We start from the raw sequence: 25,045 nt of genomic DNA on the forward strand, positions 1-25,045 counted from the left end.
GCCTACAGAAAAGAAAAAAGCACTCTGCAACACTAATTGCCCCCTCCACCCCCCCCACCCCCCCCCCCCCCCCACCCCGACCCCCCCCCCCCCCCCCCCCCCCCCCCCCCCCACCGCGCGGCGTGCGTCAGGCTCGCCGTCTGCTGCGTCGCATCGACATGTACAGCATGTCGCCGAGGCCGACGATGACGACCGCGGCCACGACCTGCAGGGCGTGCCTGCCCCAGTCGATGCCCGGGGTCGCCTCGATGCCGAATGCCCTGGCCAGGGCGTTACCGACGATGGCACCGATGATGCCGAAGATCGTGGTCAGCCACAGTGGACTGTGCTGCTTGCCCGGCAGGATCGCCTTGGCCAGCAGGCCCAGCACGAATCCGACGATAATCGCCCACAACCAGCCCATGGCTGCCTCCTTGGTACGGATTGACGTGAGCAGTCCCGACAAGTCTCGGCCCGTCCGTCGGACGGCGCATGTCGGAGGACTCCATCCGGGCGAGGCGCGACCGCTCGCGGCCCGGCGAGGGGCGCCCCGGCCTCGTACCGGGCGGAGGGCGGGCGTACGGTGGAAGCAGGCCGGTCCGGGGAGTGTCCGGCGCGAGTGCGGCGGGTGGTGGAGCGCGATGCGGAAGCGCGGGAGCGACGAGGTCTTCCGGATCACCGGCGCCCGTCAGGGACTGGCGGACGACGTGCGTGGCCGGCAGCGGCGTTATGTCATCTCGATGTCGGTGCGGACCGTCGCGGTGATCGCGGCGGCGTCGTTGTGGAACGTCCAGCGGCAGGTGGCGATCGTCGCGCTGGTCCTGGGGGCGGTGCTGCCGTACGTCGCGGTGGTGATCGCCAACGCGGGCCGGGAGACCGCTCCCCCGCAGCCGCGGAGCTTCGTCCCGCCACCGGCCGAGCGCCCGGTGCTGGCGTCGGGGCGCCCCGCGGAAGAGGCGGAAGACGCCGGGGAACGGGCAGAAGCGGAACCCGCGGCGGAACCGGTCGCGGAGGACGACCGGGTGGACCGGGACCCCCGGCGGGAACACGAGTACGAACAGAACTGAGCCACGGCCGGCCTGCCACCGGCGCGTCACCCGCCCGGTACCGGCGCTCCGTCGACCTGCCGCCGGTCCGCGCAGCTCAAGAAAAGCTCAGATCAATCATGTGGTTTCCGTGCACTCCACCCCGGTCCCCGTGACATACTTCGTAGGCGCTCCGCATCCCCCGTCGGAGCGACGGACCGACGCCGGGCAGCTCCCCCCGTGGCTGCCCGGCGTCGCCTTTGTCCGGGTAGTTCGGGCCTTCGTTTGGACGTGTTGTGAGCGACGAGACCACCCCCATCTGTTCCGCCAAGGGTTGCCGTACGGCTGCGGTGTGGGTGCTGGCGTGGAACAACCCGAAGCTGCACACCCCCGAGCGTCGCAAGACCTGGCTGGCCTGTGACGACCACCGCGAGCACCTGTCGCAGTTCCTGGGCGTACGGGGCTTCCTGAAGGACGTCGTCACGCTGGCCGAGTGGGAGTCCCGCCCCTCCGGGGAGTGACCGGGCCGGCCGGTCAGCCGCCGATCGCCGACATCGGGCGCTCGGGCTGGAGGAAGCTCGGGTCGTCCAGCCCGGAGCCGGCCTTCTTCCCCCACATCGCGAGCCGCCATATGCGGGCGATCTCCTCGTCCGGCGCGTCCGACCGCAGGGCCGCCCGCAGGTCCGTCTCCTCCTGGGCGAACAGGCAGGTGCGCACCTGGCCGTCGGCCGTGAGCCGGGTCCGGTCGCAGGCCCGGCAGAACGGCCGGGTGACAGAGGCGATGACGCCCACCCGGTGCGGTCCGCCGTCGACGATCCAGCGCTCGGCGGGTGCCGAGCCGCGCGCCTCGTCGGGCTCGGGGTCGAGGGTGAAGCGCGTGCGGAGCGACTCCAGGATGTCACCGGCGGTGATCATGCCGTCGCGCTTCCAGCCGTGCTGGGCGTCCAGCGGCATCTGCTCGATGAAGCGCAGCTCGTAGTCGTTCTCCACCGCCCAGGCGAGCAGGTCGGGGGCCTCGTCGTCGTTGAGGCCGGGCATCAGGACGGAGTTGACCTTGACCGGCGTGAGCTTGGCGTCCCGGGCGGCCTGGAGGCCCTCCAGAACGTCCTTGTGGCGATCCCGGCGGGTCAGGGTCTTGAAGACGTCGGGGCGCAGGGTGTCCAGGGAGACGTTGACCCGGTCCAGGCCGGCGGCCTTGAGGGCGGTCGCGGTGCGCTTGAGGCCGATGCCGTTGGTGGTGAGCGACATCCGGGGGCGGGGCTCCAGGGCCGCGCAGCGCTCGACGATGCCGACGAGGCCGGGGCGCAGGAGGGGCTCGCCGCCGGTGAAGCGGACCTCCCTGATGCCGAGGTCGGTGACGGCGACGCGGATCAGCCGGACGATCTCGTCGTCCGTGAGGAGGTCGGGCTTGGCGAGCCACTGCAGCCCCTCTTCGGGCATGCAGTAGGTGCACCGCAGATTGCACCGGTCGGTGAGCGAGACGCGCAGGTCGGTGGCCACTCGGCCGTATGTGTCGATGAGCACGGTGGGCGCCCTCCCCCGGTTACCAGGTTGCGTATACCAAGGAGCCTACGGGACGCCGCCGACAACGACACGGGCCATTGTCCACAGGAGCGGCACGGCCGCGTCGTAGGGATCTACGACGATCCCCACGGCGCGGCCGCGTACCGTCGCCCGGGGTGTGCGGGTCAGTGCGCTCCGACGCCGGTGAGGGACTTGACCTCCAACTCGGCGTACTTGCCCCGGTCCGGCTCCTCCTTGGACAGCAGGGAGCCGAGCCAGCCGAGCAGGAAGCCCAGCGGGATGGAGATGAGGCCCGGGTTCTCCAGCGGGAACCAGGCGAAGTCGGCGTCCGGGAACATGGAGCTGGGCTTGCCGGAGACGACCGGTGAGAACAGCACCAGTGCCACGGATGCGGTCAGGCCGCCGTAGATGGACCACAGGGCGCCCTGGGTGGTGAACCTCTTCCAGAACAGGCTGTAGAGGATCGTCGGCAGGTTCGCCGACGCGGCGACCGCGAAGGCGAGGGCGACCAGGCCGGCCACGTTCAGGTCGCGGGCCATCGCCCCGAGCGCGATGGAGACGACGCCGATGAGGACCGTCGCCCAGCGGGCGGCGCGCACCTCCTCCTTCTCGGTGGCCCGGCCCCGGCGGATCACGTTGGCGTAGATGTCGTGCGCGAAGGACGAGGACGAGGCCAGGGTGAGGCCGGCGACGACGGCGAGGATGGTGGCGAAGGCGACCGCTGAGATCACGGCGAGCAGGATCGCGCCGCCGGTGGAGCCGCCACCGCCGCCGATCTCCAGCGCGGCCAGCGGCGCGGCGGTGTTGCCCGCCTTGTTGGAGGCGATGATGTCGGCGGGCTCGAGCAGGGCGGCGGCACCGAAGCCCAGCACGATGGTCATCAGGTAGAAGGCGCCGATGATGCCGATGGCCCAGTTGACGGACTTGCGGGCGGCCTTGGCGGTCGGAACCGTGTAGAAGCGGATCAGGATGTGCGGCAGGCCGGCGGTGCCGAGCACCAGCGCGATGCCGAGCGAGATGAAGTCGAGCTTCGAGGTGCCGGTGGCGCCGTACTTGAGGCCCGGTTCGAGGAAGGCCGAGCCCTTGCCGCTGTTGGCGGCGGCGGTGCCGAGCAGGTCGGAGAGGTTGAAGCCGAACTTCAGCAGGATCAGGAAGGTGATGAGCAGGGTGCCGGCGATGAGCAGGACGGCCTTGACCATCTGCACCCAGGTGGTGCCCTTCATGCCGCCGATCGTCACGTACACGATCATCAGTACGCCGACGAGGGCGACGATCGCGACCTTGCCGCCGTCCGAGGTGATGCCGAGCAGCAGCGAGACGAGGACGCCCGCGCCGGCCATCTGGGCGAGCAGGTAGAAGATCGAGACGACGATGGTGGACGTGCCGGCGGCGGTGCGGACGGGGCGCTGGCGCATCCGGTAGGCGAGGACGTCACCCATGGTGTACCGGCCGGAGTTGCGCAGCGGCTCGGCGACCAGGAGCAGCGCGACCAGCCAGGCCACCAGGAAGCCGATGGAGTAGAGGAAGCCGTCGTAGCCGAAGAGGGCGATGGCGCCCGCGATGCCGAGGAACGACGCGGCGGACATGTAGTCGCCGGAGATCGCCAGCCCGTTCTGGAAGCCGGTGAACTGGCGGCCGCCCGCGTAGAAGTCGGAGGCGTTCCTGGTCTGGCGGCCGGCCCAGACGGTGATGCAGAGCGTGGCGACGACGAAGAGGCCGAAGAGGGTGATGATCAGCGGCCGGTGCTCCGAGGCGTCGGACGCGGCGGCCAGCAGGGCGGTTCCGGTGGTGGTGCTGCTCATGCGTCGGCCTCCATGCCGGATGCCATGCGGGCCTCCATGCGGGATTTGATGAGCTCGGCCTTGGGGTCGAGCTTCCCGGCGGCGTGCCGGGAGTAGAACCAGGCGATGAGGAAGGTGGTCAGGAACTGGCCGAGGCCGAGGACCAGCGCGACGTTGACGTTGCCGAACAGCTTGGTGCCCATGAAGCCGCCCGCGTAGTTGGACAGCAGGACGTACAGCAGGTACCAGGCGATGAAGGCGATGGTCAGGGGGAAGGCGAAGGAGCGGTGGGCACGGCGCAGTTCGCCGAATTCCGCGCTCTCCTGCACCTCGACGAACGACTCTGTCGTGGGCTGGGCGGGACTGGTGTCCGGACCGCCCTCGGGCGGCGGTGCATCGGTGACCACGGGAACTCCTCGTGACGCTGGTGCGCTGGGCATGGACAAGAACCTCGGGGTGGGAGGCCGGTACTCGCTCGTGCTCTCCTCTGTCAACGGCACGGAGGCCACGGCGACGCGGTTCACCTGGGGCCTTTTTCTTCCCCGAAGTCATTGATGGGCCGGGATGATCGGCGATAGCTTCGCTCGTCATGCACCCGTCCACACACAACCGGTGTGTGGACGGATCTCAGGATGATGTGGAGAACCCATGGCTCATCTGCGATCCGGACGCGCGCGAATACTCGCGCTGCCCGCCGGCCTGGCGCTCACGGCCTCGCTCGGTCTGCTTCCGGCCGCCGCCTCGGCCGCCCCGCTGGACGAGACCCCGGCCGCCGGGTCCGCCGCCGTGACGGACGGCCCGAAGATGTCGTACGTGGTCAATGTGACGGGTGGTCACTCCACCGCCAAGGCGGTGAAGCGGGCGATAGCCGCGGCGGGCGGCACCGTCGTGATCTCGTACGACCAGATCGGCGTCATCGTCGTCCACTCGCAGAACCCGGACTTCGCCAGGACGATCCGCGGGGTGCGCGGTGTGAAGTCGGCGGGAGCCACCAGGACCGCGCCGCTCGCCGCCCAGTCCACCACCGACATCGGCGCGGAGCAGCCCCTGTCCGCCGCGGAGGCGCGGGCGGCGGCCGACCGGGCGGACGCCGGCCAGGACCCGTTCGAGCCCCTGCAGTGGGACCTGCCGGCCATCAAGGCGGACAAGGCCCACGAGAAGTCCCTCGGCAGCAAGAAGGTCACCGTCGCCGTCCTGGACACGGGCGTCGACGACACCCACCCGGACCTGGCGCCCAACTTCGACCGCGCCGCGTCCGCGAACTGCGTGACCGGGGCGCCGGACACCACCGACGGTTCCTGGCGGCCGGGCCCCACGGAGAGCGACCACGGTACGCACGTGGCCGGCACCATCGCCGCCGCGAAGAACGGCGTCGGGGTCACCGGTGTCGCCCCCGGCGTGAAGGTCTCCGGCATCAAGGTGTCCAACCCCGACGGGTTCTTCTACACCGAGTCCGTGGTCTGCGGCTTCGTCTGGGCGGCCGAGCACGGCGTCGAGGTGACGAACAACAGCTACTACGTCGACCCGTGGCTGTACACCTGCAAGAACGACCTCGACCAGGGCGCCCTGGTGGAGGCGCTGCAGCGGGCCACGCGGTACGCGGAGCGCAAGGGCGCGGTCAACGTCGCGGCGGCGGGCAACGCCCGTACGGACCTGGCGGCGGACGAGATCGTCGACAAGACCAGCCCGAACGACACCACCCCGGTGGAGCGGGTCGTCGACCCCGAGGTGTGCCCGGACGTCCCGACCATGCTCGACGGTGTGGTGACGGTCTCCGCCACGGGCGCGAAGGGCCTGAAGTCCTCGTACTCGAACTACGGTCTCGGCGTGGTGGACATCGCCGCCCCGGGCGGTGACTCGACGGCGTACCAGCCGCCGGAGGCCCCGGCCACCAACGGGCTGATCCTGTCGACGCTGCCGGGCGGCAAGTACGGCTACAAGGCCGGTACGTCGATGGCGTCGCCGCACGTGGCCGGCGTGGCCGCGCTGATCAAGTCGACGCGCCCGCACGCGTCGCCGGCCGAGGTGAAGGCGCTGCTGTACAAGCAGGCCGACGACACCGCGTGCACCGACCCGTACGACATCAACGGCGACGGCACGGTCGACGCGGTGTGCGAGGGCGGCAAGCGCGACAACGGCTTCTACGGCAAGGGCCTGACCGACGCCCTGGACGCGGTCCGGCGCTGACGGACCGGTGCTCTCCGGCCCCGGGCGCGGCGTGTTCGCCGCGTCCGGGGCCGCTGTCGTGCGGGGTCTTCCCGCCTGCTGGCACTGAGTGCCATAGTGCCGGTATGAACAGTGACTTTTCCGCCGGTACGTCTGCGGCGTGGGCGGCACTCGGTGCCGATCCGGCTCTGCTGGAGCGGGTTTCCCACGGCGGCCCCCCGGGCGGTTGGCCCGCGAGGCTGCCCGTCATGGAGCTGGCGCGCGCGACCGTCGCGGTCTGCTCCCTCGCCGCCGCCGAGCTGGCCGCCGTCCGCGCCGGACGCCCGGTGCCGGCGGTGCGCGTCGACGACGGGGCGGTGGCCACGGCGTTCCTCAGCGACCGGCTGGTCCGGGTCGACGGGCGGGCCGGGACGACGTTCGCCCCGCTGTCGCGGTTCTGGCGGGCGGCGGACGGCTGGGTGCGCACGCACGCCAACTACCCGCACCACCGCGAGCGGCTCCTCCTCGCGCTCGGGCTGCCGGACGACGCCGGGGCGGACGCGGTCGCCGGCGCGATCGCGGAGCGGCGCGCCGTGGAGGTGGAGGACGCCGTGTACGCGGCGGGCGGTCTGGCCGTCGCGGTGCGCGGAGTGGCGCGGTGGGCCGCGCACGAGCAGGGCGCCCTGGTGGCCACCCGGCCGTTGCTGACGCTGGAGCGCACGGACGACGCCCCGGAGGCGGTGCCCACGCGCGCGCGGAGCCGGATCACCGGTACGCCGCTCCTGCCGTGCGAGGGGCTGCGCGTGCTGGACCTCACGCGGGTGCTGGCGGGGCCGGTCGCCACGCGGACGCTGGCGCTGCTGGGCGCGGACGTCCTGCGGATCGACGCGCCGCACCTGCCCGAGAGCCAGGAGGCGCACAACGACACCGGGATGGGCAAGCGTTCGACGACCCTGGACCTGGGGCGCGGCGCGGACCACCGCGTGTTCGAGGAGTTGCTCGCGGGCGCCGACGTGGTGGTCACCGGCTACCGGCCGGGCGCGCTGGACCGGTTCGGGCTCTCCGCCGAGGCGCTGGCCGAGCGCCGCCCCGGCCTGGTCGTCGCCCAGCTGTCGGCGTGGGGCCGGTACGGGCCGTGGCAGGAACGGCGCGGCTTCGACAGCCTGGTCCAGGCGGCGACCGGCATCGCCGTGCTGGAGGGCTCCGACGCCGAGCCCGGCGCGCTGCCCGCCCAGGCCCTCGACCACGGCACCGGCTATCTGCTGGCCGCCGCCGTGCTGCGGGCGCTGACCGGCCGGTACGGCCCGGACGGCGGCGGGACGTGGCTCGCCCGGCTCGCCCTGACGCAGACCGCGCACTGGCTGGTGCACGGCCTCGCCGGAGCCCCGGCGCCGGGCGGCGGCCACGACCCGGAGCGCTGGACGACCACGACGGACAGCGCCATGGGCCGGCTGCTCCACGCGCTGCCCCCGCTCTCGTACGAAGGGGGCCCGTCGAACTGGGCCCGCCCGCCCGGCCTGTGGGGCACGGACCCCGCCCGGTGGGTCTCGGCCTGAACCGGACGGCGACGGCCTGAACCGTACGGCTCCGGCCGCGTCCGCCCGGCCGGCGTCGTACGATCCCGGTCGGGCCGTCTCGGGGGGAGCAACGACGTTGCAGGGCATGGAACTTGTGGTCACCCGCCTGGCGGGCACGGTGCTCGGCGCCGTGGCGAAGTCGCTCGTCGCCCCCCGGACGGGCGCGGGTCTCGTCGACGGCCCGCTGCGCCCGCTGCCGCGCCCGCCGAAGCCGGACCGGCTGGCGAGGGTCCTGGCCGGCCGTCTAGCCGAGTCGTACGGCTCCCTGCCGGAGAACGAGCGGCTGGCCGCCGTCGACGCCGTACGGGACAGCTTCGCCGCGGCGGGCGAGATCGGCGCGGACCGTCTCTTCGCGGTGGACCTGGACCCGGCGCGGCTGAGCGCGGAGCTGCGCTCGGCGGCGGCCGTCCGGGGGCTGGCCCCGCGGGCCGCGGACCTGTACGGGGAGCTCCTCGCCCTGTGCTGCGCGCACGTCGTGGACCAGCTCACGGCGCACCCGTCCTTCCCCGCGCGGGCGGCCGTGGAACAGACCCGCGCGGCCGGCCGCACCCACGCCCTGGTGGAGGACCTGGCGGCGGGCCGTCGCCGCCCGGACGCGGTGGCGCTGGAGTTCGAACAGCGGTACGCGGACTACGTGGTGGCGACGCACGGCCGGCTGGAGCTGTTCGGGCTGACGCTGGGGCGGTCGACGGGCGAGTGGCCGCTGGACACGGCCTACATCAGCCTGGCGGTGAGCGGTGAGGGCGTCCGCCACGAGGGCTTCGGCCCGCCCGGCACGGGACAGGTCGCCCTCACGGCGGAGCAGGCGCTCGCCGACGCCGACCGGATCCTGCTGCGCGGACCGGCGGGTTCCGGCAAGAGCACCCTGGTGCAGTGGCTGGCGGTGAACGCCGCGCACCGGCGCTTCGGCCGCGACCTCGACGACTGGAACCGGTGCGTCCCCTTCGTCCTGCGGCTGCGCACCTTCTCGCCCTCCGGCGCGCTGCCCGGCCCGGGGGACTTCCTGCGGGCGGCGGGGGTGCCCCTGCACGGCGCGGCGCCGGCCGGGTGGGTGGAGCAGCTGATGGCAGACGGCAGGGCGCTGGTCCTCGTGGACGGGGTGGACGAGGTGCCGGCGCGGCTGCGCAAGCGGACCCAGGAGTGGCTCAGGAGCCTGATCGCGGCCTTCCCGCACGCCCGGTACGTGGTGACGACGCGGCCGTCCGCGGTACCGGAGGACTGGCTGGCCCACCACGGTTTCGCCACCCACTCACTGCTCCCGATGGAACGGGACGACATCCGGGCGTTCATCGAGCACTGGCACGAGGCCGCGCGCCAGGAGTGCGCCGCACCGGCCGAGCGGAGCCGGCTCGACACCTACGAGAGGTCGCTGCTCCACGCGGTGGGCACCCGGCGGGCCCTGGGCCGGCTGGCCACGAACCCGCTGATGTGCTCGCTGCTGTGCGCGCTCAACCGGGACCGCCGGATGCAGCTCCCCCGAGCGCGCAAGGAACTGTACGACGCCGCCCTGGACATGCTGCTGGTGCGCCGGGACACCGAGCGCGAGGTCGTCGGGGTGGAGGGCGTCGACCTCACCCGCGAGGAGCAGATGGCACTGCTCCAGCGGTTCGCGTACTGGCTCATCCGCAACGGGCAGGCGGAGGCGGACCGGGCGGACGCGGTGGGGATGGTGGCGCAGTGGCTGGGCGCCATGCCGCAGGTGGAGGGCACGGCGGAGCAGGTGTTCTCGCACCTGCTGATCAGGAGCGGGCTGCTGCGCGAGCCGCGGCCGGGTGCCGTCGACTTCGTCCACCGGACGTTCCAGGACTATCTGGGCGCCAAGGCCGCCGTGGAGTCGCGGGACTTCGGCGTGCTGGTGCGGCACGCGCACGACGACCAGTGGGACGACGTCGTGCAGATGGCGGTCGGGCACGCGCGCGTGGACGAGCGGGCCCGGCTGCTGACGGACCTGCTGCGCAGGGCGGACAACGAGCCGTGCCACCGCCACCGGCTGGTGCTGCTGGCGGCGGCGTGCCTGGAGCACGCCCCGGAGCTGGACCCGGGGGTGCGGAGCGCGGTCCAGGAGCGGACGCAGGGCCTGTTGCCGCCGCGCGGCCAGAGCGACGCCGAGGAGCTGGCGAAGGTCGGCGAGCTGGTGCTGGAACTGCTGCCGGGCCCGGAGGAGGGGCTCGACGAGTCCGGCGCGGCGGCGGTGGTGCGGACGGCCGCGCTGATCAAGGGGGACGCCGCGTTCGGGGTCGTCGCCCGGTTCCGGCACGACACGCGTCCGCCCGTCGCGTTCCAGCTGTCGCAGGCGTGGGGCTCGTTCGAGACGGAGACGTATCTGCGGGAGGTCCTGGCCGGGCGCACCTGGGAGGAGGACCACCTGCACGTGAAGACGGCGGAGCAGTTCCAGGCGCTGCGCCGCGTCCCGCACGTCCGCGCCGTCCACATGGAGGGCGACCACCCCGACCTGACGCCGCTGCACGTCCTGGACGACCTGCGGCGGCTCTTCGTGTACGAGAACGCCGCTCTCGGCGACCTCTCCCCGCTCGCGCGCTTCCCCGGCCTCCGGAGCGTCGGCCTGAGCCGGTGTTCGTCGCTGACCGACCTCTCGCCGCTGGCGGGGCCGGGCCTGGAGTGGCTGTCGCTGTACGAGGTGCATTCCGGCGTCCGCGTCGAGCCGCTGGGTGACATGCCGAACCTGAGGATGCTGCACCTGGGCCACGCCCTCCTCGTCGAGAGCCTGGACGAACTGCCCGTCGGACCGCAGCTCACCAGCCTCACGCTCCAGCGCCAGGTGCGGTACGTCGCACTCGACGGGATCGAACGGTGGCCGTCCCTCACCTCGCTCGCGCTCTCCAGCCCGACCCAGTTGCGGCAGTTGACCCGCATGGCGTCGCCGCCCCGGCTGACCTCCCTGACGCTCAACGAGCTCGCGCCTCTGGACCTGGGGGCGCTCACGGGGCTCGCCACGCTGGAGAAGCTCTTCCTCTGGCGCTGCGCCTTCGCCGGCGGACTCACCCCGCTGCGCGACCTCGCCGGGTTGACCGAACTGGAGCTGTGGCAGTGCGAGACCGGCGACGGCCCGGTGGACCTCGGCCCGCTGGCCGGCCGGGAGGGCCTTACGGTCACCGTCACCGACGACATGCCCTTCACCGGCGGCGAGCGGTTCGGCGACGGGCGCCTCGTCGTGCGCCGGGCACAGAGCTGAACGACCGGGTCAACTGCCGGGCCGGGCAAGGGATCAGGGGTGCGAGGCGTCCACCCGGGGAGCGTATGGGACAAGCCCGGCGACGGCGTTGTCAGTGGCGGCCTCTATTCTCAGTGACCATGCTCGACGACCGTACGACAGCAGCACCGTGGCCGACCGCCTACCCGACACAGGGGTACGCGGTCGTCGACGTGGAGACCACCGGCCTCGCCCGCGACGACCGGATAGTGTCCGCCGCCGTCTACCGGCTCGACGCGCAGGGCGATGTGGAGGACCACTGGTACACGCTGGTCAATCCGGAGCGCGACCCCGGCCCGGTGTGGATCCACGGCCTGACGAGCGACGTACTGGAAGGGGCGCCGCTCTTCGGGGACATCGCGGCGGAGTTCTCCGCGCGGCTCGACGGCCGGGTACTGGTGGCGCACAACGCCATGTTCGACTGGTCGATGATCGCCCGCGAGTACGCGCGTGCCGACCGGACGGCGCCGGTGCGGCAGCGGCTGTGCACCATCGCGCTCTCCAAGGAACTGGGCCTCCCGCTGGCCAACTTCAAGCTGGAGACGCTGGCCACGCACTTCGGCGTCGTGCAGCGCCGGGCGCACAACGCGCTGGACGACGCGCGCGTGCTGGCCGAGGCGTTCCGCCCGAGCCTGCACGCGGCGGCGGAGCGGGGCGTACGGCTGCCGTTGCTGGAGTGCCGTCCGCTCACCGAATGGGCCTCCTCCCCCGCCGCGTCGACCGTGCCGCGCATCGGGCGGCAGGCTTCGTACCACGGGAACAGCTGGCGGCCGTCGCGGAAGCGTCCGGCCTGCCCGTACCCCAACCCCGGGCGCTATGAAGCGGACAAACCACTCAAGCAGGGCATGCGGGTGGCGTTCTCGGGTGACACCTCCATCGACCGCGAGCTGCTGGAGGACCGGGCGGTCGAGGCGGGCCTCCACGTGGCGACCAGCGTCTCCCGGCTCACCAGCCTGCTGGTCACCAACGATCCGGACGCGGCCACCTCCAAGACGGTCAAGGCCAAGTCGTTCGGCACGCCGATCGTGGACGAGGCGGCGTTCACCCAGTTGCTCGGTGACGTGGCCCCGGCGGACGAGTAGGCAGACGGGTGACCCGCCTGGCGTTGCGCCACCCCTTGTGGAGCGCCGGACCGCACCCTGTGGCGCATGGCACGTTGTGAGGTCTGCGGAAACGATTACGGCATGTCCTTCGAGGTGCACGCGCAAGGCGCCGTGCACGTCTTCGACTGCTTCGCCTGCGCCATCCACCGTATGGCGCCCATCTGCGAGCACTGCCGGGTCCAGATCATCGGCCAGGGCGTCGAAGCCGAGGGCCAGTGGTTCTGCGGGGCGCACTGCGCCCGCGCGGAGAAGGGGAGGGTGGGCATCGTCGACAAGGTGTGAGCCGTCCCGGCGCCGCCCGGTGCTCAGGGGCGGCACACGGCTCCCGGCCGGGAACGCTTCCCTTCCGCGGCCGGGACCGCGCGGGGCGGCCCGCGCCACACGGTCCGTCCCATGCCGGCCGGCCCTCGTCGCACACCGGCCCGCGCCGGCCGGACGGGACCCCCTCTCCGGGGAGCGGACACGAGCGGGTACGGTCGAAGCCGTGTACCGCTTCCTGTTGTCCCGGCAGTGGGTGATCCTCACCCTCATCGCCCTCGTTCTCATCCCCGTGATGATCGAGCTGGGCTTCTGGCAGTTCCACCGGCACGAGCACCGGGTCGCCCAGAACCAGCTGATCGAGGACAACCTGAAGGCGAAGCCCGTCCCCGTGACGGAGCTCACTTCCCCCGGTCGCACCGTCCCCCGCTCCGACTACTGGCGACGTGTCACCGCCACCGGCACCTTCGACACGGCGCACGAGGTCGTCGTACGCCGCCGGACCAACGCCGACGAACGGATCGGCGTCCTCGTCCTGTCCCCCCTCGTCCTCGAGGACGGCCGCGCGGTCCTCGTCAACCGGGGCTGGATCCCGGCGGCCGCCGACCAGACGTCGTACCCCGAGGTGCCGCCCGCCCCCGAGGGCGAGGTGACCGTCACCGGGCGGCTCAAGGCGGACGAGACGACCGGCGCCAGCGGCATCAAGGACCTCAGCGGGCTGCCGCCCCGCCAGGTCATGCTGATCAACAGCGAGCGGCAGGCGGAGAGCCTCGGCCGCGAGGTGCTCGGCGGCTACCTGGAGCAGACCGCCCCGGTCCCGGCCGGGGGCGCGCCGGAGCTGATCCCGGAGCCCGACCACGACTCCATCGGCCCGCACATGGCGTACGCGGTGCAGTGGTGGCTGTTCGCGGCGGGCGTGCCGGTCGGCTGGGTGGTGCTGGTACGCCGGGAGAAGCGCGACCGCGAGGCGGCGGCCGGCGCCGCGACCGGCGACGACGAGCGGGAACCGGCCGCACCCGCGCCCGCTTAGCGGTCGGCCCGGGCGGGAAGACGCCTGAGCGTGACGCAACGCATCGAGGACTACGCCCTCATCGGGGACCTGCAGACGGCGGCGCTGGTCGGCAAGAACGGTTCGATCGACTGGCTGTGCCTGCCGCGCTTCGACTCGGCGGCCTGTTTCGCCGCACTGCTCGGCGACGAGGAGAACGGCCACTGGCGCATCGCCCCGAAGGACGGACACACCTGCACCAGCCGCCGCTACGTCGGGGACTCCCTCGTCCTGGAGTCCGTCTGGGAGACCCGTACCGGCACGGTGAAGGTGCTGGACTTCATGCCGCAGCGCGACGAGGCGCCCGACGTCGTACGCGTCGTGGAGGGGGTCAGCGGCACGGTCGAGATGGCGTCGGTGCTGCGCCTGCGCTTCGACTACGGGTCCGTGGTGCCGTGGGTGCGCCGGATGGACGGCCACCGGGTGGCGATCGCCGGTCCCGACTCGATATGGCTGCGCAGCGATCCGGAGGTCAAGACCTGGGGTCAGCAGTTCAGCACGTGCTCCTCGTTCACGGTCGGCGCGGGCGAGAAGGTGGCGTTCGTCCTGACCTGGCACCCGTCGCACCGGCCGCGTCCGCCGCTGGTCGACCCGTTCGAGGCGCTGGAGCACACGCTCGAGGACTGGCGGTCCTGGGCGGCGCAGTGCACGTACGAGGGACCGCACCGCGAGGCCGTGATGCGTTCGCTCATCACCCTCAAGGCGCTGACGTACGGCCCCACGGGCGGGATCGTCGCCGCGCCGACGACCTCGCTGCCGGAGGACATCGGGGGCGTGCGCAACTGGGACTACCGCTTCTGCTGGCTGCGCGACGCGACGCTGACCCTGGGCGCGCTGCTGGCGGCCGGCTACCTCGAAGAGGCGGCGGCGTGGCGCGACTGGCTGCTGCGGGCGGTGGCCGGTGACCCGGCGGACCTCCAGATCATGTACGGCGTCGCCGGTGAGCGCCGGCTGCCGGAGACGGAGCTGCCGTGGCTGCGCGGGTACGCCGGGTCGGCGCCGGTCCGGACCGGCAACGCGGCAGTGCGGCAGTTGCAGCTCGATGTGTACGGGGAGGTCATCGACTCCCTGTACCTGGCGCGTGAGGCGGGGCTCGCGTCGCAGTCGCACGCGTGGAAACTCCAGCTGAGCCTGCTGGGGTTCCTGGAGTCGACCTGGCGGCAGCCCGACGAGGGGCTGTGGGAGGTGCGGGGGCCGCGCCGCCACTTCGTGCACTCCAAGGTGATGGCCTGGGTCGCCGCCGACCGCGCGGTGCGCACCCTGGAGCGGGACCCGAAGCTGAGCGGCGACGTGGACCGCTGGCGGGCGATGCGCGACGAGGTGCACCGGGACGTGTGCGAGAAGGGGTACGACCCGGAACGGAACACCTTCACGCAGTCCTACGGCTCCCGGGAGCTGGACGCGGCCACGCTGCTGATCCCCCGGGTCGGCTTCCTGCCGCCGGACGACCCGCGCGTGGTCGGCACGGTGGACGCGGTGTACGCGGAGCTGAACCACAACGGGCTCATCCGGCGGTACACCACCGAGGGCGTGCCGGTCGACGGGCTGCCGGGTGACGAGGGGACGTTCCTCGTCTGCTCCTTCTGGATGGCGGACGCGCTGCGCATGACCGGCCGCACCAAGGAGGCCCGCGAGCTGTTCGAACGGCTCCTGGCGCTGCGCAACGACGTCGGGCTGCTGGCCGAGGAGTACGACGCCTCCGCGCGGCGGCAGCTGGGCAACTTCCCCCAGGCGTTCAGCCACATCGGTCTGGTGGGAACGGCCCTCGCGCTGGCGCGGGAGGAGACGGCAGGATAGGCCCATGGATCTTGGACTGAAGGACCGTGTGTACGTCGTGACCGGCGCCTCCCGCGGCCTGGGCAACGCCTCGGCGCGCGCCCTGGTGGCGGAGGGCGCGAAGGTCGTGCTCTCGTCGCGCGACGAGAAGGCGGTGACCGCGGCCGCCGCCGAGCTGGGTCCCGGCGCCGTGGGCGTGGCGGCGGACAACGCCGACCCGGCGACCCCCGAGCGCCTGATCGCCGCCGCCCGGGCGCACTTCGGGCGCTTCGACGGCGTCCTCGTCAGCGTGGGCGGCCCGGCCCCCGGCTGGGCGGCGGACAACACGGACGAGCAGTGGCAGGCGGCGTTCGACTCGGTGTATCTGGGCGCGGTGCGGATGGCGCGGGCGGCGGCCGCCGCGCTGCCGGAGGGCGGGGTGATCGGGTTCGTGCTGTCCGGCTCGGTGCACGAGCCGATCCCGGGGCTGACCATCTCCAACGGGCTGCGCCCGGGTCTCGCGGGCTTCGCCAAGTCGCTCGCGGGCGACCTGGGGCCGAGCGGCATCCGGGTGGTCGGCCTGCTGCCGGGCCGTATCGACACCGACCGGGTGCGCGAGCTGGACGCCCTGTCCGGGGACCCCTCGGCGGCCCGCGCCGCGTCCGAGTCGCGGGTGCCGCTGCGCCGCTACGGCACTCCGGAGGAGTTCGGCAACGCCGCCGCGTTCCTCCTCTCGCCGGCGGCCTCGTACCTGACGGGCGTGATGCTCCCCGTCGACGGCGGCGCCCGGCACGGCTTCTGACCCGACGGCCGGGCGCCGAACAGTTCGGCGCCCGGCACGGCTTCTGACCCGACGGCCGGGCGCCGAACGCCGCGGCGCCGGGCCGGCCCGGGAGCCGGCCGGCCTCGCGGTCGGCCGTCCTCGTGACCGGGGACTCGATGGGGCGCCCGGCCACCGGGCGGCGGTCCGGGGGATGTCAGGAGACGCGGCGGGCGGAGTGTTTCGCGGCGCGCAGCTGGGCTTCCGCGGGGAGCCGCTGGAGGCCCGCCGATTCGCGGGCGTGCCGCAGCGCGCCGTCCCGGAGGAGCGACAGGGCCTCGTCCGGCGACACATGGGGCTCCAGCAGCAGCGACACCCGCGCCGAGGGCGCCGTACGCCGGCCGGTGAGCCGGACGCGGGCGCGCGTCACACCGTCCAGGGCCTCCGCCTCCGCCTCGGCGACGCCCTCCAGCGCCCGGCCCCGCAGGACCGCGCTCTCCCCGTCCCGACTGTCGATCAGCACCTCCGCGAGCCGGTGCCGCCGCAGTTGGGCCACCAGCCACCACAGCGCGAGAAGCACCAGCACCGCGAGCACGGCGACCACGACCGGCCGTCCCCACCTCGTACGCGCCGAGTCGCTGAGCAGCGGGGTGTCCGATCCGCGCCACGGCCACCAGGACGGCACGCCCAGGTCGAGGCCGGCCGCCAGGGCGGCTCCGCCCGCGCAGATCAGTACCGCTCCGGCCAGGCCCAGCAGGACCCGGTTGACGGTTCTCATCATGCCGCTCACCCCTTCCGGGCCGGTCGGACGACGTGCACGGACAGGTGCGGCGGCCGGGCGAGGCCGAGCTCCCCGACCGCGGCCCGCAGCGCGGTGTCCAGGTCGGCGTGCACCTGGTCGAGTTCGCGGAAGTGGGATACCGCCCGTACCGCGGCCTTGCGGCGTCTCGCCCTTACCCGTACGGACTGCACGCCCGCCACCGCCATCGCCCGGTCGCGCAGCACGACTTCGACCGCCTCCCGCCGCAGCCCGGCGTGCAGCGGCCCGTCGCCGCCCCGCATGGTCAGGACGGAACGCAGCCCGGGGGTGCAGGCCAGCACCAGGAGCCACACTCCCAGCGCGACGGCGACCCCGGCTCCGGCGATCACCGCCACGTCGTCGAGCTGCCGGACGGCCAGGTCGTCCGCGAGGGTGCGGCGCCAGCGCATGCCGGGCCGCCCGGCCCACACGGAGGCGACGTCGTACAGCAGCAGGCCCGCTCCGGCGAGTACCAGCAGCGCGAGCAGGGCGGCCGGGAGGCGGCGCACGGACCAGAAGCGGTGCGGGCCGCCCCGCGCCGGCTCCTCCAGCACCGGTACGGGATCGGCGGGCGCGGCCGGACTCATCGGACCCTCCCGCCGCTGTTGTCGCGGTCCCCGGTGTACGGGGAGTGGAGCCGTTCCACCTGGACCGCCACCTCCTGCACCTCCATGCCCGCCAGGGTCCGCACGCGCCGCACAACCTGGCGGCGTACGGCGGCGCACCGGGCGCCGATGTCACAGGGGTAGCCGAGCTCCAGGCTGATGCGGACGCGCGCGGTGTCCCGGTGCACGACGACCGCCGCGTGCGGCGGGCGGCCGTGGAGGCCGCCACCGGTGCCGCGCGCGCCGCCCTGGTCCGGCCGGCCCTGGTCCTTGCCACCCTCCTCCGTACCGCCTTCGTCCGCCGGTACGCCTTCGAGTGCTTCCCGTGCCGCGTGGGCGGCGATCTTGGCCACCACGCGGTCGGCGATCGTGGTCGCGCCCCGATCCGCCGCCAGGACCCCCGTCACCGCGTCACCTCCGCCGGTCCTCGCGGTCACGGCTCCGGAAGAAGTCGCCGGGTTCCAGGTCCCCGTCCAGGAACCGGCCGGCCACGAAGCCCACCGCCCCCAGGGCGGCCACCAGCAGAAACGCTCCGAAACCGCCGAAATATCCGGCGAAGCCGAGCGCCATTCCGGCCAACAGACCGATCATCGCCATGCTCATCGTGCGCTCCTCAAGCGGCCGGCTACTGGAGCCGGCTCTCCGGCTCTTCTTCCTCGTCCTCGGGCAGCTTCACGTCGCTCACGGCGACGTTCACCTCGACGACCTCCAGACCGGCCATCCGTTCGACCGCCGAGACGACGTTCTCGCGCACCGCGCCGGCGACATCCCGGATCGAGACGCCGTACTCGACGACGATCTCCAGGTCGAGTGCCGTCTGCACCTCGCCGACCTCGGCCTTCACCCCGCGCGTGACGTCGGGTCTGCCGCCGGGGACCCGGTCGCGCACCGCGCCGAAGGTGCGGGAGACGCCACTGCCCATCGCATGGACGCCGACGACGTCACGCGCCGCCAGCCCGGCGATCTTCTCGACGACCCCGTCGGCGATGGTGGTCCGTCCGCGGGACGCAGGCTCGCCGGCGCTTCCGCCCCGCTTGGCCATGGAGGTCTTCCTGGTCTCCTCGGCCGCCGGTTCCTGGACCCGGGCCGCCTTCGCGGCCTGGTCGGCCTGGGTGGACTGCGACGCGTCGGTCATCACCATGTCCCTTCGAGGGGTTTTGCTCTCCTTCGCTCACATTAAGGGTGGTATCCGGATCTCGCGCCGGGGATACGGCAGGCTGGGGGCATGACGACGTCTGACGGATGGGTGGCGACGGTCCGGAGCCGCATCGGCCTGGGCCGGCTGTTCGCACTGGGTGGCCCCGCGGACGGGGCGTGGATCGCGGAGCGCGCCACGGACGCGGTGCTCCGCGGAGCGGCCCGGCACGTGCCGGGGGTGGAGCCGGGCCGGCTGCGGATCGGGCTCGCGGACCCCGGATCGGCGCCCGCGCCCGCGTTCCCGGCCCCGCCGGCCGCGGTACCGCCGGGGCCGCTGCGGATCGAGGCGGACTTCGCCGCCGGGTACGGCGTACCGCTGCCGGACGTGGCGGAGCGGTTGCGCACGGCGCTGGCGGTGGCGGCGCAGCGGCGGCTCGGGCTGACCGTCTCGGAGGTGGACCTGCGGGTGACGGCCCTTCTGGACGCCCCGCCGGATCCGCCGGCCGCCGCCCCGCCGCCGGAGGGAGAGCCCGCCCCGCCGGATCCGCCGGCCGCCGCTCCCCCGCCGGAGGGAGAGCCCGCCCCGCCGGACCCGGCGGACCCCGCGGCTGTCGCGGCCGCCGCCGTCCCCGGGGTGGCCCGGCTGACGGCGGTGCTGGGCCCTCCCGTGCACCGGGCGGCCGACCACCTGCGCGTCGAACTGGCGACGGCCCCGGGCCGCCGGGTGCTGGACGTGGCACGGGCGGTACGCGGGGCCGTCGGCGGCGACCTGCCGGTGACCGTGGTGGTCACCGACGTCGTTCCGGAGGAGCGGGGATAGGTGGCTAGTCGGCCAGACCGGCCAGGTCGCGCAGGCGGCGTGCCTGCGCGGCGCGCTCGGCCGTCCGCTGCTCGTCGTACGTACGCTCCTGGGCGCCGCGCAGCAGCGCCTTGGTCTCGATGACCGCGTCGCGCGGCGCCGCCAGCAGCGCGCCCGCCAGGTCCCGTACCGCGCCGTCGAGGTCGCCGGCGGGCACGACGAGGTTGGCCAGCCCGATGCGCTCGGCCTCGTCGGCGTGGACGAACCGGCCCGTGGCGCAGATCTCCAGCGCGCGGGCGTAGCCGACCGCCGCGACGAGCGGGTGCGTGCCGGTCAGGTCCGGGACGAGGCCCAGACCGGTCTCGCGCATCGCGAACTGCACGTCCTGTGCCACGACCCGGAGGTCGCATGCCAGGGCGAGCTGGAAGCCCGCGCCGATCGCGTGCCCCTGCACGGCCGCGATCGACACGATGTCGTTACGGCGCCACCAGGTGAATGCCTCCTGGTATTCGGTGATGACGGCGTCGAGTCCGGCGTCGGAGCCGCGTGCCAGATCGAGGAACGACGGCTCGCCGTCGAAACCCTCCGGCGTGAACGCCTGCCGGTCGAGTCCGGCGGAGAAGGACCTGCCCTCACCGCGCAGCACCACGACCCGCACGCTGCCGGGCAACGACCGTCCGGCCTCCGTCAACGCCCGCCACAGAGCGGGGGACTGGGCGTTGCGCTTGGCCGGGTTGGTCAGGGTCACCGTGGCAACGGCGTCCTCGACGGTGAGCCGTACACCGTCCTTGTCGAGCACTTCGAGGACTGGGTCGAGCGAGGTCATGGGGCGCCTCCGGGTCCGGTGGAGCAGTGCAGCCATCAAGTGACTGAACAGTAACCACCCGATCGACACTGCGATCGACCGGGTGGCCCTGCCGGAACCGGTGGGCCGGACGAGCCACGCTCGGGATGTCGGGTCGCTGTGGCCGTCAGGCCGAAGCGGCCTTCTTGCCTCGCGTCGCTCCGCCGCGTCCACGCAGCGTGACTCCGGATTCGCTCAGCATCCGGTGGACGAATCCGTAGGATCGGCCCGTCTCCTCGGCCAATGCCCGGATGCTCGCACCGGAGTCGTACTTCTTCTTCAGGTCTGCCGCGAGCTTGTCGCGCGCGGCGCCGGTCACCCGGCTGCCCTTCTTCAGAGTCTCGGCCACCCGTGCCTCCTCATGGGAAGTGCGCTCTGGTCTTCTCATGATCACCCCTCGGGCGCTTCCTGGCCAGCCATTCGACAAGGTCCGTGCCGCGGGGTTTCGCCGCCCGGGGCCCGCCGTCCGGACCGGGATCCCTGACCGGATCGCTTGCCAGGGACGTCGTCCCAGGTCAGCGCGGTGAACGGAAAGGAAAAGCGGCGTGGCTCCGGGACCGGAGGTCCGCTCGGCGCCACGCCGCAGTACGAGACGTACTCACTCAGATGATGGATCACGCGTAAGCCGAATGATCCAGACGGAGACGCTCGGGGCCTCGGTCACGCCCCGGGCGGGCCGTTCCCGGGGGGTCACGCCAGGGCCACGAGGTCCGCGTAGTCCGCGCCCCACAGGTCCTCGACGCCGTCCGGCAGCAGGATGATCCGCTCCGGCTGGAGGGCGTCCACGGCGCCCTCGTCGTGCGTGACGAGGACGACGGCACCCTTGTAGGTGCGCAGGGCGCCGAGGATCTCCTCGCGGCTGGCCGGGTCGAGGTTGTTCGTCGGCTCGTCGAGCAGCAGGACGTTGGCCGAGGAGACGACCAGGGTGGCCAGCGCCAGCCGGGTCTTCTCGCCACCGGAGAGGACGCCCGCCGGCTTGTCGACGTCGTCGCCGGAGAAGAGGAAGGAGCCGAGCGTCTTGCGCACCTCGACCAGGTCGAGGTCGGGCGCGGCGGAGCGCATGTTCTCCAGGACGGTGCGGTCGGGGTCCAGGGTCTCGTGCTCCTGGGCGTAGTAGCCCAGCTTGAGGCCGTGCCCCGGGACGACCTGACCGGTGTCGGGCTTCTCCACCCCGGCGAGCAGCCGCAGCAGCGTCGTCTTGCCCGCGCCGTTGAGGCCGAGGATGACGACCCGCGAGCCCTTGTCGATGGCGAGGTCCACGTCGGTGAAGATCTCCAGCGACCCGTACGACTTGGAGAGTCCCTCCGCGGTGAGCGGGGTCTTCCCGCAGGGCGCGGGCTCGGGGAAGCGGAGCTTGGCGACCTTGTCGGAGGCGCGGACCTCTTCGAGTCCGGACAGCAGTCGCTCGGCGCGGCGGGCCATGTTCTGCGCGGCGACGGTCTTGGTCGCCTTAGCCCGCATCTTGTCGGCCTGCGAGTTCAGGGCCGCGGCCTTCTTCTCGGCGTTGGCGCGCTCGCGCTTGCGGCGCTTCTCGTCGGCCTCGCGCTGCTGCTGGTAGAGCTTCCAGCCCATGTTGTAGATGTCGATCGTCGACCGGTTGGCGTCCAGGTAGAAGACCTTGTTGACGACGGTCTCGACCAGGTCGACGTCGTGGGAGATGACGATGAAGCCGCCCCGGTACGTCTTCAGGTAGTCGCGCAGCCAGACGATCGAGTCGGCGTCGAGGTGGTTGGTCGGCTCGTCCAGGAGCAGGGTGTCGGCGTCCGAGAACAGGATGCGGGCGAGCTCGACGCGGCGGCGCTGGCCGCCGGAGAGGGTGTGCAGCGGCTGGCCGAGGACCCGGTCGGGCAGGCCGAGGGCGGCGGCGATGGTCGCGGCCTCGGCCTCGGCGGCGTACCCGCCCTTGGTGAGGAACTCGGTCTCCTGGCGCTCGTACTGGCGCAGTGCCTTCTCGCGGGTGGCGCCCGAGCCGCCGGCGATGCGCTCCTCGTTCTGCCGCATCTTGCGCAGCAGGGTGTCGAGGCCGCGGGCGGAGAGGATGCGGTCGCGGGCCAGGACGTCGAGGTCGCCGGTGCGGGGGTCCTGCGGGAGGTAGCCGACCTCGCCGGAGCGGGCGATCGTGCCGCCGGCCGGCACGCCCTCGCCGGCGAGGCACTTGGTGAGGGTGGTCTTGCCGGCGCCGTTGCGGCCGACCAGGCCGATGCGGTCGCCCTTGGCGATGCGGAAGGAAGCGGACTCGATGAGGACGCGGGCGCCGGCGCGCAGCTCGACGCCGGAAGCGGTGATCACGGACAGACTCCAGGGCGGTGTGGAAGACGGCGGAAGGACGGCGGGTGCGGAGGCTTCGACGCCGGTCTAATGCACAGGGAGAATGGCCATACGGGCCAGTCTAACGGGCGGCTGCAACTGCTTTTCGGTCACGCCGGAGCCCGGAGCGACCCACTGCCGGGGCGCGGAGGGCGCAGGCCCGGACGGCCGCCGGGGCCGGGCGCATGCACGCCGGCTCCGCCCCCGGGGGCGACACCGTCCGGCACAACACCTTCCGGTGAGCGGGCAGCCGACCGGACTCCGTTGTCGGCGGCGGGTGCCAGACTGGACAACAGCTGAGATCCGGATCACCGTCGCAAGGTCGAAAGGTCGGAAACCCCCAGGTCACGAGGCCGGGGGCGGGCGCCGAATCGGAGAGTGATCAGCATGACGCAGGTACCGAGCATCTATCCGACGATCCTGTACGAGGACGCGAAGGCCGCCATCAGGATGCTGAAGGAAGCGTTCGGTTTCACCGAGGTGAGCGTGTACGAGGGCGAGGACGGCCGCGTCGTCCACTCCGAGCTGGCGCACGGGAACGGCATGGTGATGCTGGGCACCAGGGGCGGGGACGGGGTCTTCGCGAAGGTCATGGCGGGTGCGGGCCCGGTCGGGGTGTACGTGGTGGTGGAGGATCCCGACGCGCATCACGCCCGGGCCGTGGAGCACGGGGTGGAGATCCTCATGCCGCCCACGGACCAGGAGTACGGCTCGCGGGACTACATGGCGCGGGACGCCGAGGGCAACGTCTGGAGCTTCGGGACGTACGCCCCCGGCGCCGCGGTGTAGGGCTCGGTCACGCTCCGCCGGTGTGGACCTGGAAGGCCGCGCGGCGCACCGCCTTGGCGAGGGCCGGGTCGGGGTGTGCCGCGGCCAGGGCGACCAGGACCTGGACGGTGCGGGGGTGGCTCACGGCCCTGACCTCGTCGAGCAGGGCGGGGACGGTGCCCTGGACGGCGGACTCCAGGTGGCGGACCAGGAGGGTGCTCTCGCCGTGGTCGGCGACGGCGGCCGCGGTGTCGACCCAGAGCCAGGTGGCCTCCTCGCGGGTCAGGACGTCGGGCGCTTCGTCGGGGTCGGCGCCTTCGTACTCGGCGAGCCAGAGAAGCGCGTAGGGGCGCAGGCAGACCTCTTCGGCGGCGGCCCGGACCTCGGCCTCCGCCGGTGCGCCGACGACCCGGAGCGCTTCGAAGGCGAGGCCGCGCAGCAGGGCGTCCTCGCCGCGCGCGACGGCGAGCAGCTCGGTGACGGCGCTGCCGACGGGGCGTGCGGCGAGCCAGGCGCGGTACTCGACGCGGGCCGGGCCGGGGGTGAGGCGGGCGCAGCCGCGCAGCATGTCCTCGGCGGACTGCTCGATGTGGCCGGCCGGGCTCTGCGCGGCCACGCAGATCTGCTCCAGTTTCACCCACACGGCCCAGTTCCCGAGCGGGGTGAGGGTGGCCTGGCCGTCGCCGAGGGTCAGCGCGCCGACGGCGGCGAGGCCCTCCAGGGCCCAGTCGAGCAGGCGGGGCAGGGAGCCGGGGTCCGGCCGGGGCTGCGTCCAGGTCTCCGCGGTGGCCACCTCGGGGTTCGCGGAATCCGCGGGCTTCTCGGGGTTCGCGGCGGGAGGCTCCGGGCGGTGGCCGACGGGCACCTCGCAGCGCTCCTCGCGGAGTTCGGCGACGCGCTGGCGGAGCAGGTCGAGCAGGGCCGGGACGAGCACCGGACCGGCGGAGAGCTGGAGGAGGGAGAGCACCTGGGGGACGGCTTCCACGACCTCGGCGACCGACGCGGGGGCGACGTCGCCGGGCGCCGGGTGGACGAGCGACCAGGCGTCGAAGAGGGCGACCCAGCCGCGCAGCACGGCGGAGTCGTCCCGGTCCCAGGCGCGCAGGCGCCAGCCGGGGCGGGCGGTGTCGCCGTGCAGTTCGACGAGTCCGGCGAGCCGGGCGCGGTCCCAGCCGGCGCGTACCTGAGCGGGCGTCAGGCCGAGGGCGGCGGCCGCCCGTTCGGTGGCCGACGTGGCGTGGGGGCCGTGATCGCGGTCGCGCTCGACGGCGGCCCAGCGGGCGATGCGCACCGCGTCGGCGAGCACCGCCCTCGCCTGTCGGGCCAGCTCGGCGGGCGGCGGGGTCCCCTCCGGCGGCCGCGGCACCGGCCGGGTACGCCGGGTCGTCACGGCCCGTCGGGCCGTGGTGAGGGGCCGCGGACGGACGAGTCGGAGTCTGGAATTGCGCGCCAGTTGCTCATCAGGCTTTCGAGACGTCACAGGGGCAGTCTTCCCGCTGACGCCCCGAAAGCCCAAACGGAATCCGATTCGCCGGGTTCGCACCCCGGGCGGGGGCCGTTCACGGGCCGTTCGCCGGTGAGGTGCGGACGACCGGCCGGAGGCCCTGCGGGGATCCGGGC

Annotated in this window: 25 protein-coding genes; 12 read left to right on the forward strand and 13 right to left on the reverse strand. The window is 73.2% G+C overall.

All coding sequences use genetic code 11. The annotated features are described in order from the left end of the window. Positions 1-127: 127 nt before the first annotated feature. Complete coding sequence (locus AC07DW_RS07915; protein WP_478856758.1) at positions 128-403, reverse strand: GlsB/YeaQ/YmgE family stress response membrane protein; 276 nt, start codon at positions 401-403, stop codon at positions 128-130. Between the two features lie 217 nt (positions 404-620). Here AC07DW_RS07915 and AC07DW_RS07920 point away from each other — a divergent pair, with 217 nt between their 5' ends. Beyond that, entirely contained in the window at positions 621-1,046 is a 426-nt protein-coding gene (locus AC07DW_RS07920) for a DUF3099 domain-containing protein (RefSeq protein ID WP_478856759.1), read from the forward strand. A 254-nt stretch (positions 1,047-1,300) separates the two neighbouring features. Next, the gene (locus AC07DW_RS07925) at positions 1,301-1,525 is read left to right on the forward strand and encodes a hypothetical protein (protein ID WP_478856760.1); all 225 of its coding nucleotides are present in this window, start codon (positions 1,301-1,303) and stop codon (positions 1,523-1,525) included. Between the two features lie 13 nt (positions 1,526-1,538). On the opposite strand, the gene moaA is transcribed toward AC07DW_RS07925, so the two are convergent. From moaA to AC07DW_RS07940, 3 genes are all read right to left on the reverse strand, one after another. After that, positions 1,539-2,528 carry a GTP 3',8-cyclase MoaA gene (moaA, locus tag AC07DW_RS07930; RefSeq protein WP_478856761.1) on the reverse strand — a complete coding sequence of 330 codons (990 nt, stop codon included), beginning with the start codon at positions 2,526-2,528 and terminating at the stop codon, positions 1,539-1,541. Between the two features lie 164 nt (positions 2,529-2,692). Continuing rightward, complete coding sequence (locus AC07DW_RS07935; protein ID WP_478856762.1) at positions 2,693-4,330, reverse strand: solute symporter family protein; 1,638 nt, start codon at positions 4,328-4,330, stop codon at positions 2,693-2,695. Then, on the reverse strand, positions 4,327-4,716 hold the full coding sequence (locus AC07DW_RS07940; RefSeq protein ID WP_478856763.1) for a DUF485 domain-containing protein: 390 nt from the start codon (positions 4,714-4,716) through the stop codon (positions 4,327-4,329). Before AC07DW_RS07940 ends, AC07DW_RS07935 begins: the two co-directional genes overlap by 4 nt. A 241-nt stretch (positions 4,717-4,957) precedes the next feature. Here AC07DW_RS07940 and AC07DW_RS07945 point away from each other — a divergent pair, with 241 nt between their 5' ends. The 8 genes from AC07DW_RS07945 to AC07DW_RS07980 all read left to right on the forward strand — a co-directional run bounded on the left by AC07DW_RS07945 (position 4,958) and on the right by AC07DW_RS07980 (position 16,208). After that, a complete protein-coding gene (locus AC07DW_RS07945; protein WP_478856764.1) occupies positions 4,958-6,496 on the forward strand; it encodes a S8 family peptidase in 1,539 nt (512 codons plus the stop codon). A gap of 104 nt (positions 6,497-6,600) precedes the next feature. Then, complete coding sequence (locus AC07DW_RS07950; protein ID WP_478856765.1) at positions 6,601-8,010, forward strand: CoA transferase; 1,410 nt, start codon at positions 6,601-6,603, stop codon at positions 8,008-8,010. A gap of 106 nt (positions 8,011-8,116) precedes the next feature. After that, positions 8,117-11,224 carry an NACHT domain-containing protein gene (locus AC07DW_RS07955; protein ID WP_478856766.1) on the forward strand — a complete coding sequence of 1,036 codons (3,108 nt, stop codon included), beginning with the start codon at positions 8,117-8,119 and terminating at the stop codon, positions 11,222-11,224. A 113-nt stretch (positions 11,225-11,337) separates the two neighbouring features. Next, positions 11,338-12,324 (forward strand): DEDDh family exonuclease, encoded by a 987-nt coding sequence (locus AC07DW_RS07960; protein ID WP_478856767.1) that lies wholly within the window; start codon positions 11,338-11,340, stop codon positions 12,322-12,324. 66 nt (positions 12,325-12,390) lie between these two features. After that, the gene (locus tag AC07DW_RS07965; RefSeq protein WP_478856768.1) at positions 12,391-12,627 is read left to right on the forward strand and encodes a hypothetical protein; all 237 of its coding nucleotides are present in this window, start codon (positions 12,391-12,393) and stop codon (positions 12,625-12,627) included. Positions 12,628-12,829: 202 nt separating this feature from the next. Next, positions 12,830-13,633: an SURF1 family cytochrome oxidase biogenesis protein gene (locus AC07DW_RS07970; RefSeq protein WP_478856769.1), complete on the forward strand. Its 804-nt coding sequence runs from the start codon at positions 12,830-12,832 to the stop codon at positions 13,631-13,633. A 30-nt stretch (positions 13,634-13,663) separates the two neighbouring features. Further along, positions 13,664-15,448 (forward strand): glycoside hydrolase family 15 protein, encoded by a 1,785-nt coding sequence (locus AC07DW_RS07975; protein WP_478856770.1) that lies wholly within the window; start codon positions 13,664-13,666, stop codon positions 15,446-15,448. A gap of 4 nt (positions 15,449-15,452) precedes the next feature. Then, positions 15,453-16,208, forward strand: coding sequence for an SDR family oxidoreductase (locus AC07DW_RS07980; RefSeq protein WP_478856771.1), 756 nt, complete (start codon positions 15,453-15,455; stop codon positions 16,206-16,208). Between the two features lie 175 nt (positions 16,209-16,383). Here the strand turns inward: AC07DW_RS07980 and amaP are convergent, their stop codons facing one another. From amaP to AC07DW_RS08005, 5 genes are read right to left on the reverse strand one after another with little or no spacing between them, the layout of a single operon-like run. After that, positions 16,384-16,947 (reverse strand): alkaline shock response membrane anchor protein AmaP, encoded by a 564-nt coding sequence (amaP, locus tag AC07DW_RS07985; protein WP_478856772.1) that lies wholly within the window; start codon positions 16,945-16,947, stop codon positions 16,384-16,386. 5 nt (positions 16,948-16,952) lie between these two features. Continuing rightward, the gene (locus tag AC07DW_RS07990) at positions 16,953-17,552 is read right to left on the reverse strand and encodes a DUF6286 domain-containing protein (RefSeq protein ID WP_478856773.1); all 600 of its coding nucleotides are present in this window, start codon (positions 17,550-17,552) and stop codon (positions 16,953-16,955) included. After that, positions 17,549-17,977 carry an Asp23/Gls24 family envelope stress response protein gene (locus tag AC07DW_RS07995; RefSeq protein WP_478856774.1) on the reverse strand — a complete coding sequence of 143 codons (429 nt, stop codon included), beginning with the start codon at positions 17,975-17,977 and terminating at the stop codon, positions 17,549-17,551. Before AC07DW_RS07995 ends, AC07DW_RS07990 begins: the two co-directional genes overlap by 4 nt. A 4-nt stretch (positions 17,978-17,981) precedes the next feature. Beyond that, a complete protein-coding gene (locus AC07DW_RS08000; protein ID WP_478856775.1) occupies positions 17,982-18,173 on the reverse strand; it encodes a hypothetical protein in 192 nt (63 codons plus the stop codon). 22 nt (positions 18,174-18,195) lie between these two features. Next, positions 18,196-18,705 (reverse strand): Asp23/Gls24 family envelope stress response protein, encoded by a 510-nt coding sequence (locus AC07DW_RS08005; protein ID WP_478856776.1) that lies wholly within the window; start codon positions 18,703-18,705, stop codon positions 18,196-18,198. Between the two features lie 90 nt (positions 18,706-18,795). Between AC07DW_RS08005 and AC07DW_RS08010 the strand changes: the two genes are divergently transcribed. After that, complete coding sequence (locus AC07DW_RS08010) at positions 18,796-19,527, forward strand: Asp23/Gls24 family envelope stress response protein (protein WP_478856777.1); 732 nt, start codon at positions 18,796-18,798, stop codon at positions 19,525-19,527. Positions 19,528-19,531: 4 nt separating this feature from the next. Here AC07DW_RS08010 and AC07DW_RS08015 read toward each other — a convergent pair whose 3' ends face one another. The 3 genes from AC07DW_RS08015 to AC07DW_RS08025 form a co-directional block, all read right to left on the reverse strand. After that, positions 19,532-20,332 carry an enoyl-CoA hydratase/isomerase family protein gene (locus AC07DW_RS08015; protein ID WP_478856778.1) on the reverse strand — a complete coding sequence of 267 codons (801 nt, stop codon included), beginning with the start codon at positions 20,330-20,332 and terminating at the stop codon, positions 19,532-19,534. Positions 20,333-20,477: 145 nt separating this feature from the next. Next, complete coding sequence (locus AC07DW_RS08020; RefSeq protein WP_006123601.1) at positions 20,478-20,699, reverse strand: helix-turn-helix domain-containing protein; 222 nt, start codon at positions 20,697-20,699, stop codon at positions 20,478-20,480. 341 nt (positions 20,700-21,040) lie between these two features. Continuing rightward, positions 21,041-22,639: an ABC-F family ATP-binding cassette domain-containing protein gene (locus AC07DW_RS08025; protein WP_478856779.1), complete on the reverse strand. Its 1,599-nt coding sequence runs from the start codon at positions 22,637-22,639 to the stop codon at positions 21,041-21,043. 405 nt (positions 22,640-23,044) lie between these two features. On the opposite strand from AC07DW_RS08025, the gene AC07DW_RS08030 reads away from it, so the two are divergent. Further along, on the forward strand, positions 23,045-23,446 hold the full coding sequence (locus AC07DW_RS08030; protein WP_478856780.1) for a VOC family protein: 402 nt from the start codon (positions 23,045-23,047) through the stop codon (positions 23,444-23,446). Between the two features lie 7 nt (positions 23,447-23,453). On the opposite strand, the gene AC07DW_RS08035 is transcribed toward AC07DW_RS08030, so the two are convergent. Beyond that, entirely contained in the window at positions 23,454-24,905 is a 1,452-nt protein-coding gene (locus AC07DW_RS08035; protein ID WP_478856781.1) for a hypothetical protein, read from the reverse strand. Positions 24,906-25,045 lie beyond the last annotated feature (140 nt).

Source organism: Streptomyces sp. NPDC045701 (genome assembly GCF_056432045.1).

Bases quoted from the DNA above. Each gene is read 5' to 3' on its own strand.
- AC07DW_RS07915 (WP_478856758.1), bottom strand. From the start codon at position 403: ATGGGCTGGTTGTGGGCGATTATCGTCGGATTCGTGCTGGGCCTGCTG.
- AC07DW_RS07920 (WP_478856759.1), top strand. From the start codon at position 621: ATGCGGAAGCGCGGGAGCGACGAGGTCTTCCGGATCACCGGCGCCCGT.
- AC07DW_RS07935 (WP_478856762.1), bottom strand. From the start codon at position 4,330: ATGAGCAGCACCACCACCGGAACCGCCCTGCTGGCCGCCGCGTCCGAC.
- AC07DW_RS07945 (WP_478856764.1), top strand. From the start codon at position 4,958: ATGGCTCATCTGCGATCCGGACGCGCGCGAATACTCGCGCTGCCCGCC.
- AC07DW_RS07950 (WP_478856765.1), top strand. From the start codon at position 6,601: ATGAACAGTGACTTTTCCGCCGGTACGTCTGCGGCGTGGGCGGCACTC.
- AC07DW_RS07955 (WP_478856766.1), top strand. From the start codon at position 8,117: ATGGAACTTGTGGTCACCCGCCTGGCGGGCACGGTGCTCGGCGCCGTG.
- AC07DW_RS07965 (WP_478856768.1), top strand. From the start codon at position 12,391: ATGGCACGTTGTGAGGTCTGCGGAAACGATTACGGCATGTCCTTCGAG.
- AC07DW_RS07980 (WP_478856771.1), top strand. From the start codon at position 15,453: ATGGATCTTGGACTGAAGGACCGTGTGTACGTCGTGACCGGCGCCTCC.
- amaP (WP_478856772.1), bottom strand. From the start codon at position 16,947: ATGATGAGAACCGTCAACCGGGTCCTGCTGGGCCTGGCCGGAGCGGTA.
- AC07DW_RS07990 (WP_478856773.1), bottom strand. From the start codon at position 17,552: ATGAGTCCGGCCGCGCCCGCCGATCCCGTACCGGTGCTGGAGGAGCCG.
- AC07DW_RS08000 (WP_478856775.1), bottom strand. From the start codon at position 18,173: ATGAGCATGGCGATGATCGGTCTGTTGGCCGGAATGGCGCTCGGCTTC.
- AC07DW_RS08005 (WP_478856776.1), bottom strand. From the start codon at position 18,705: ATGACCGACGCGTCGCAGTCCACCCAGGCCGACCAGGCCGCGAAGGCG.
- AC07DW_RS08010 (WP_478856777.1), top strand. From the start codon at position 18,796: ATGACGACGTCTGACGGATGGGTGGCGACGGTCCGGAGCCGCATCGGC.
- AC07DW_RS08015 (WP_478856778.1), bottom strand. From the start codon at position 20,332: ATGACCTCGCTCGACCCAGTCCTCGAAGTGCTCGACAAGGACGGTGTA.
- AC07DW_RS08030 (WP_478856780.1), top strand. From the start codon at position 23,045: ATGACGCAGGTACCGAGCATCTATCCGACGATCCTGTACGAGGACGCG.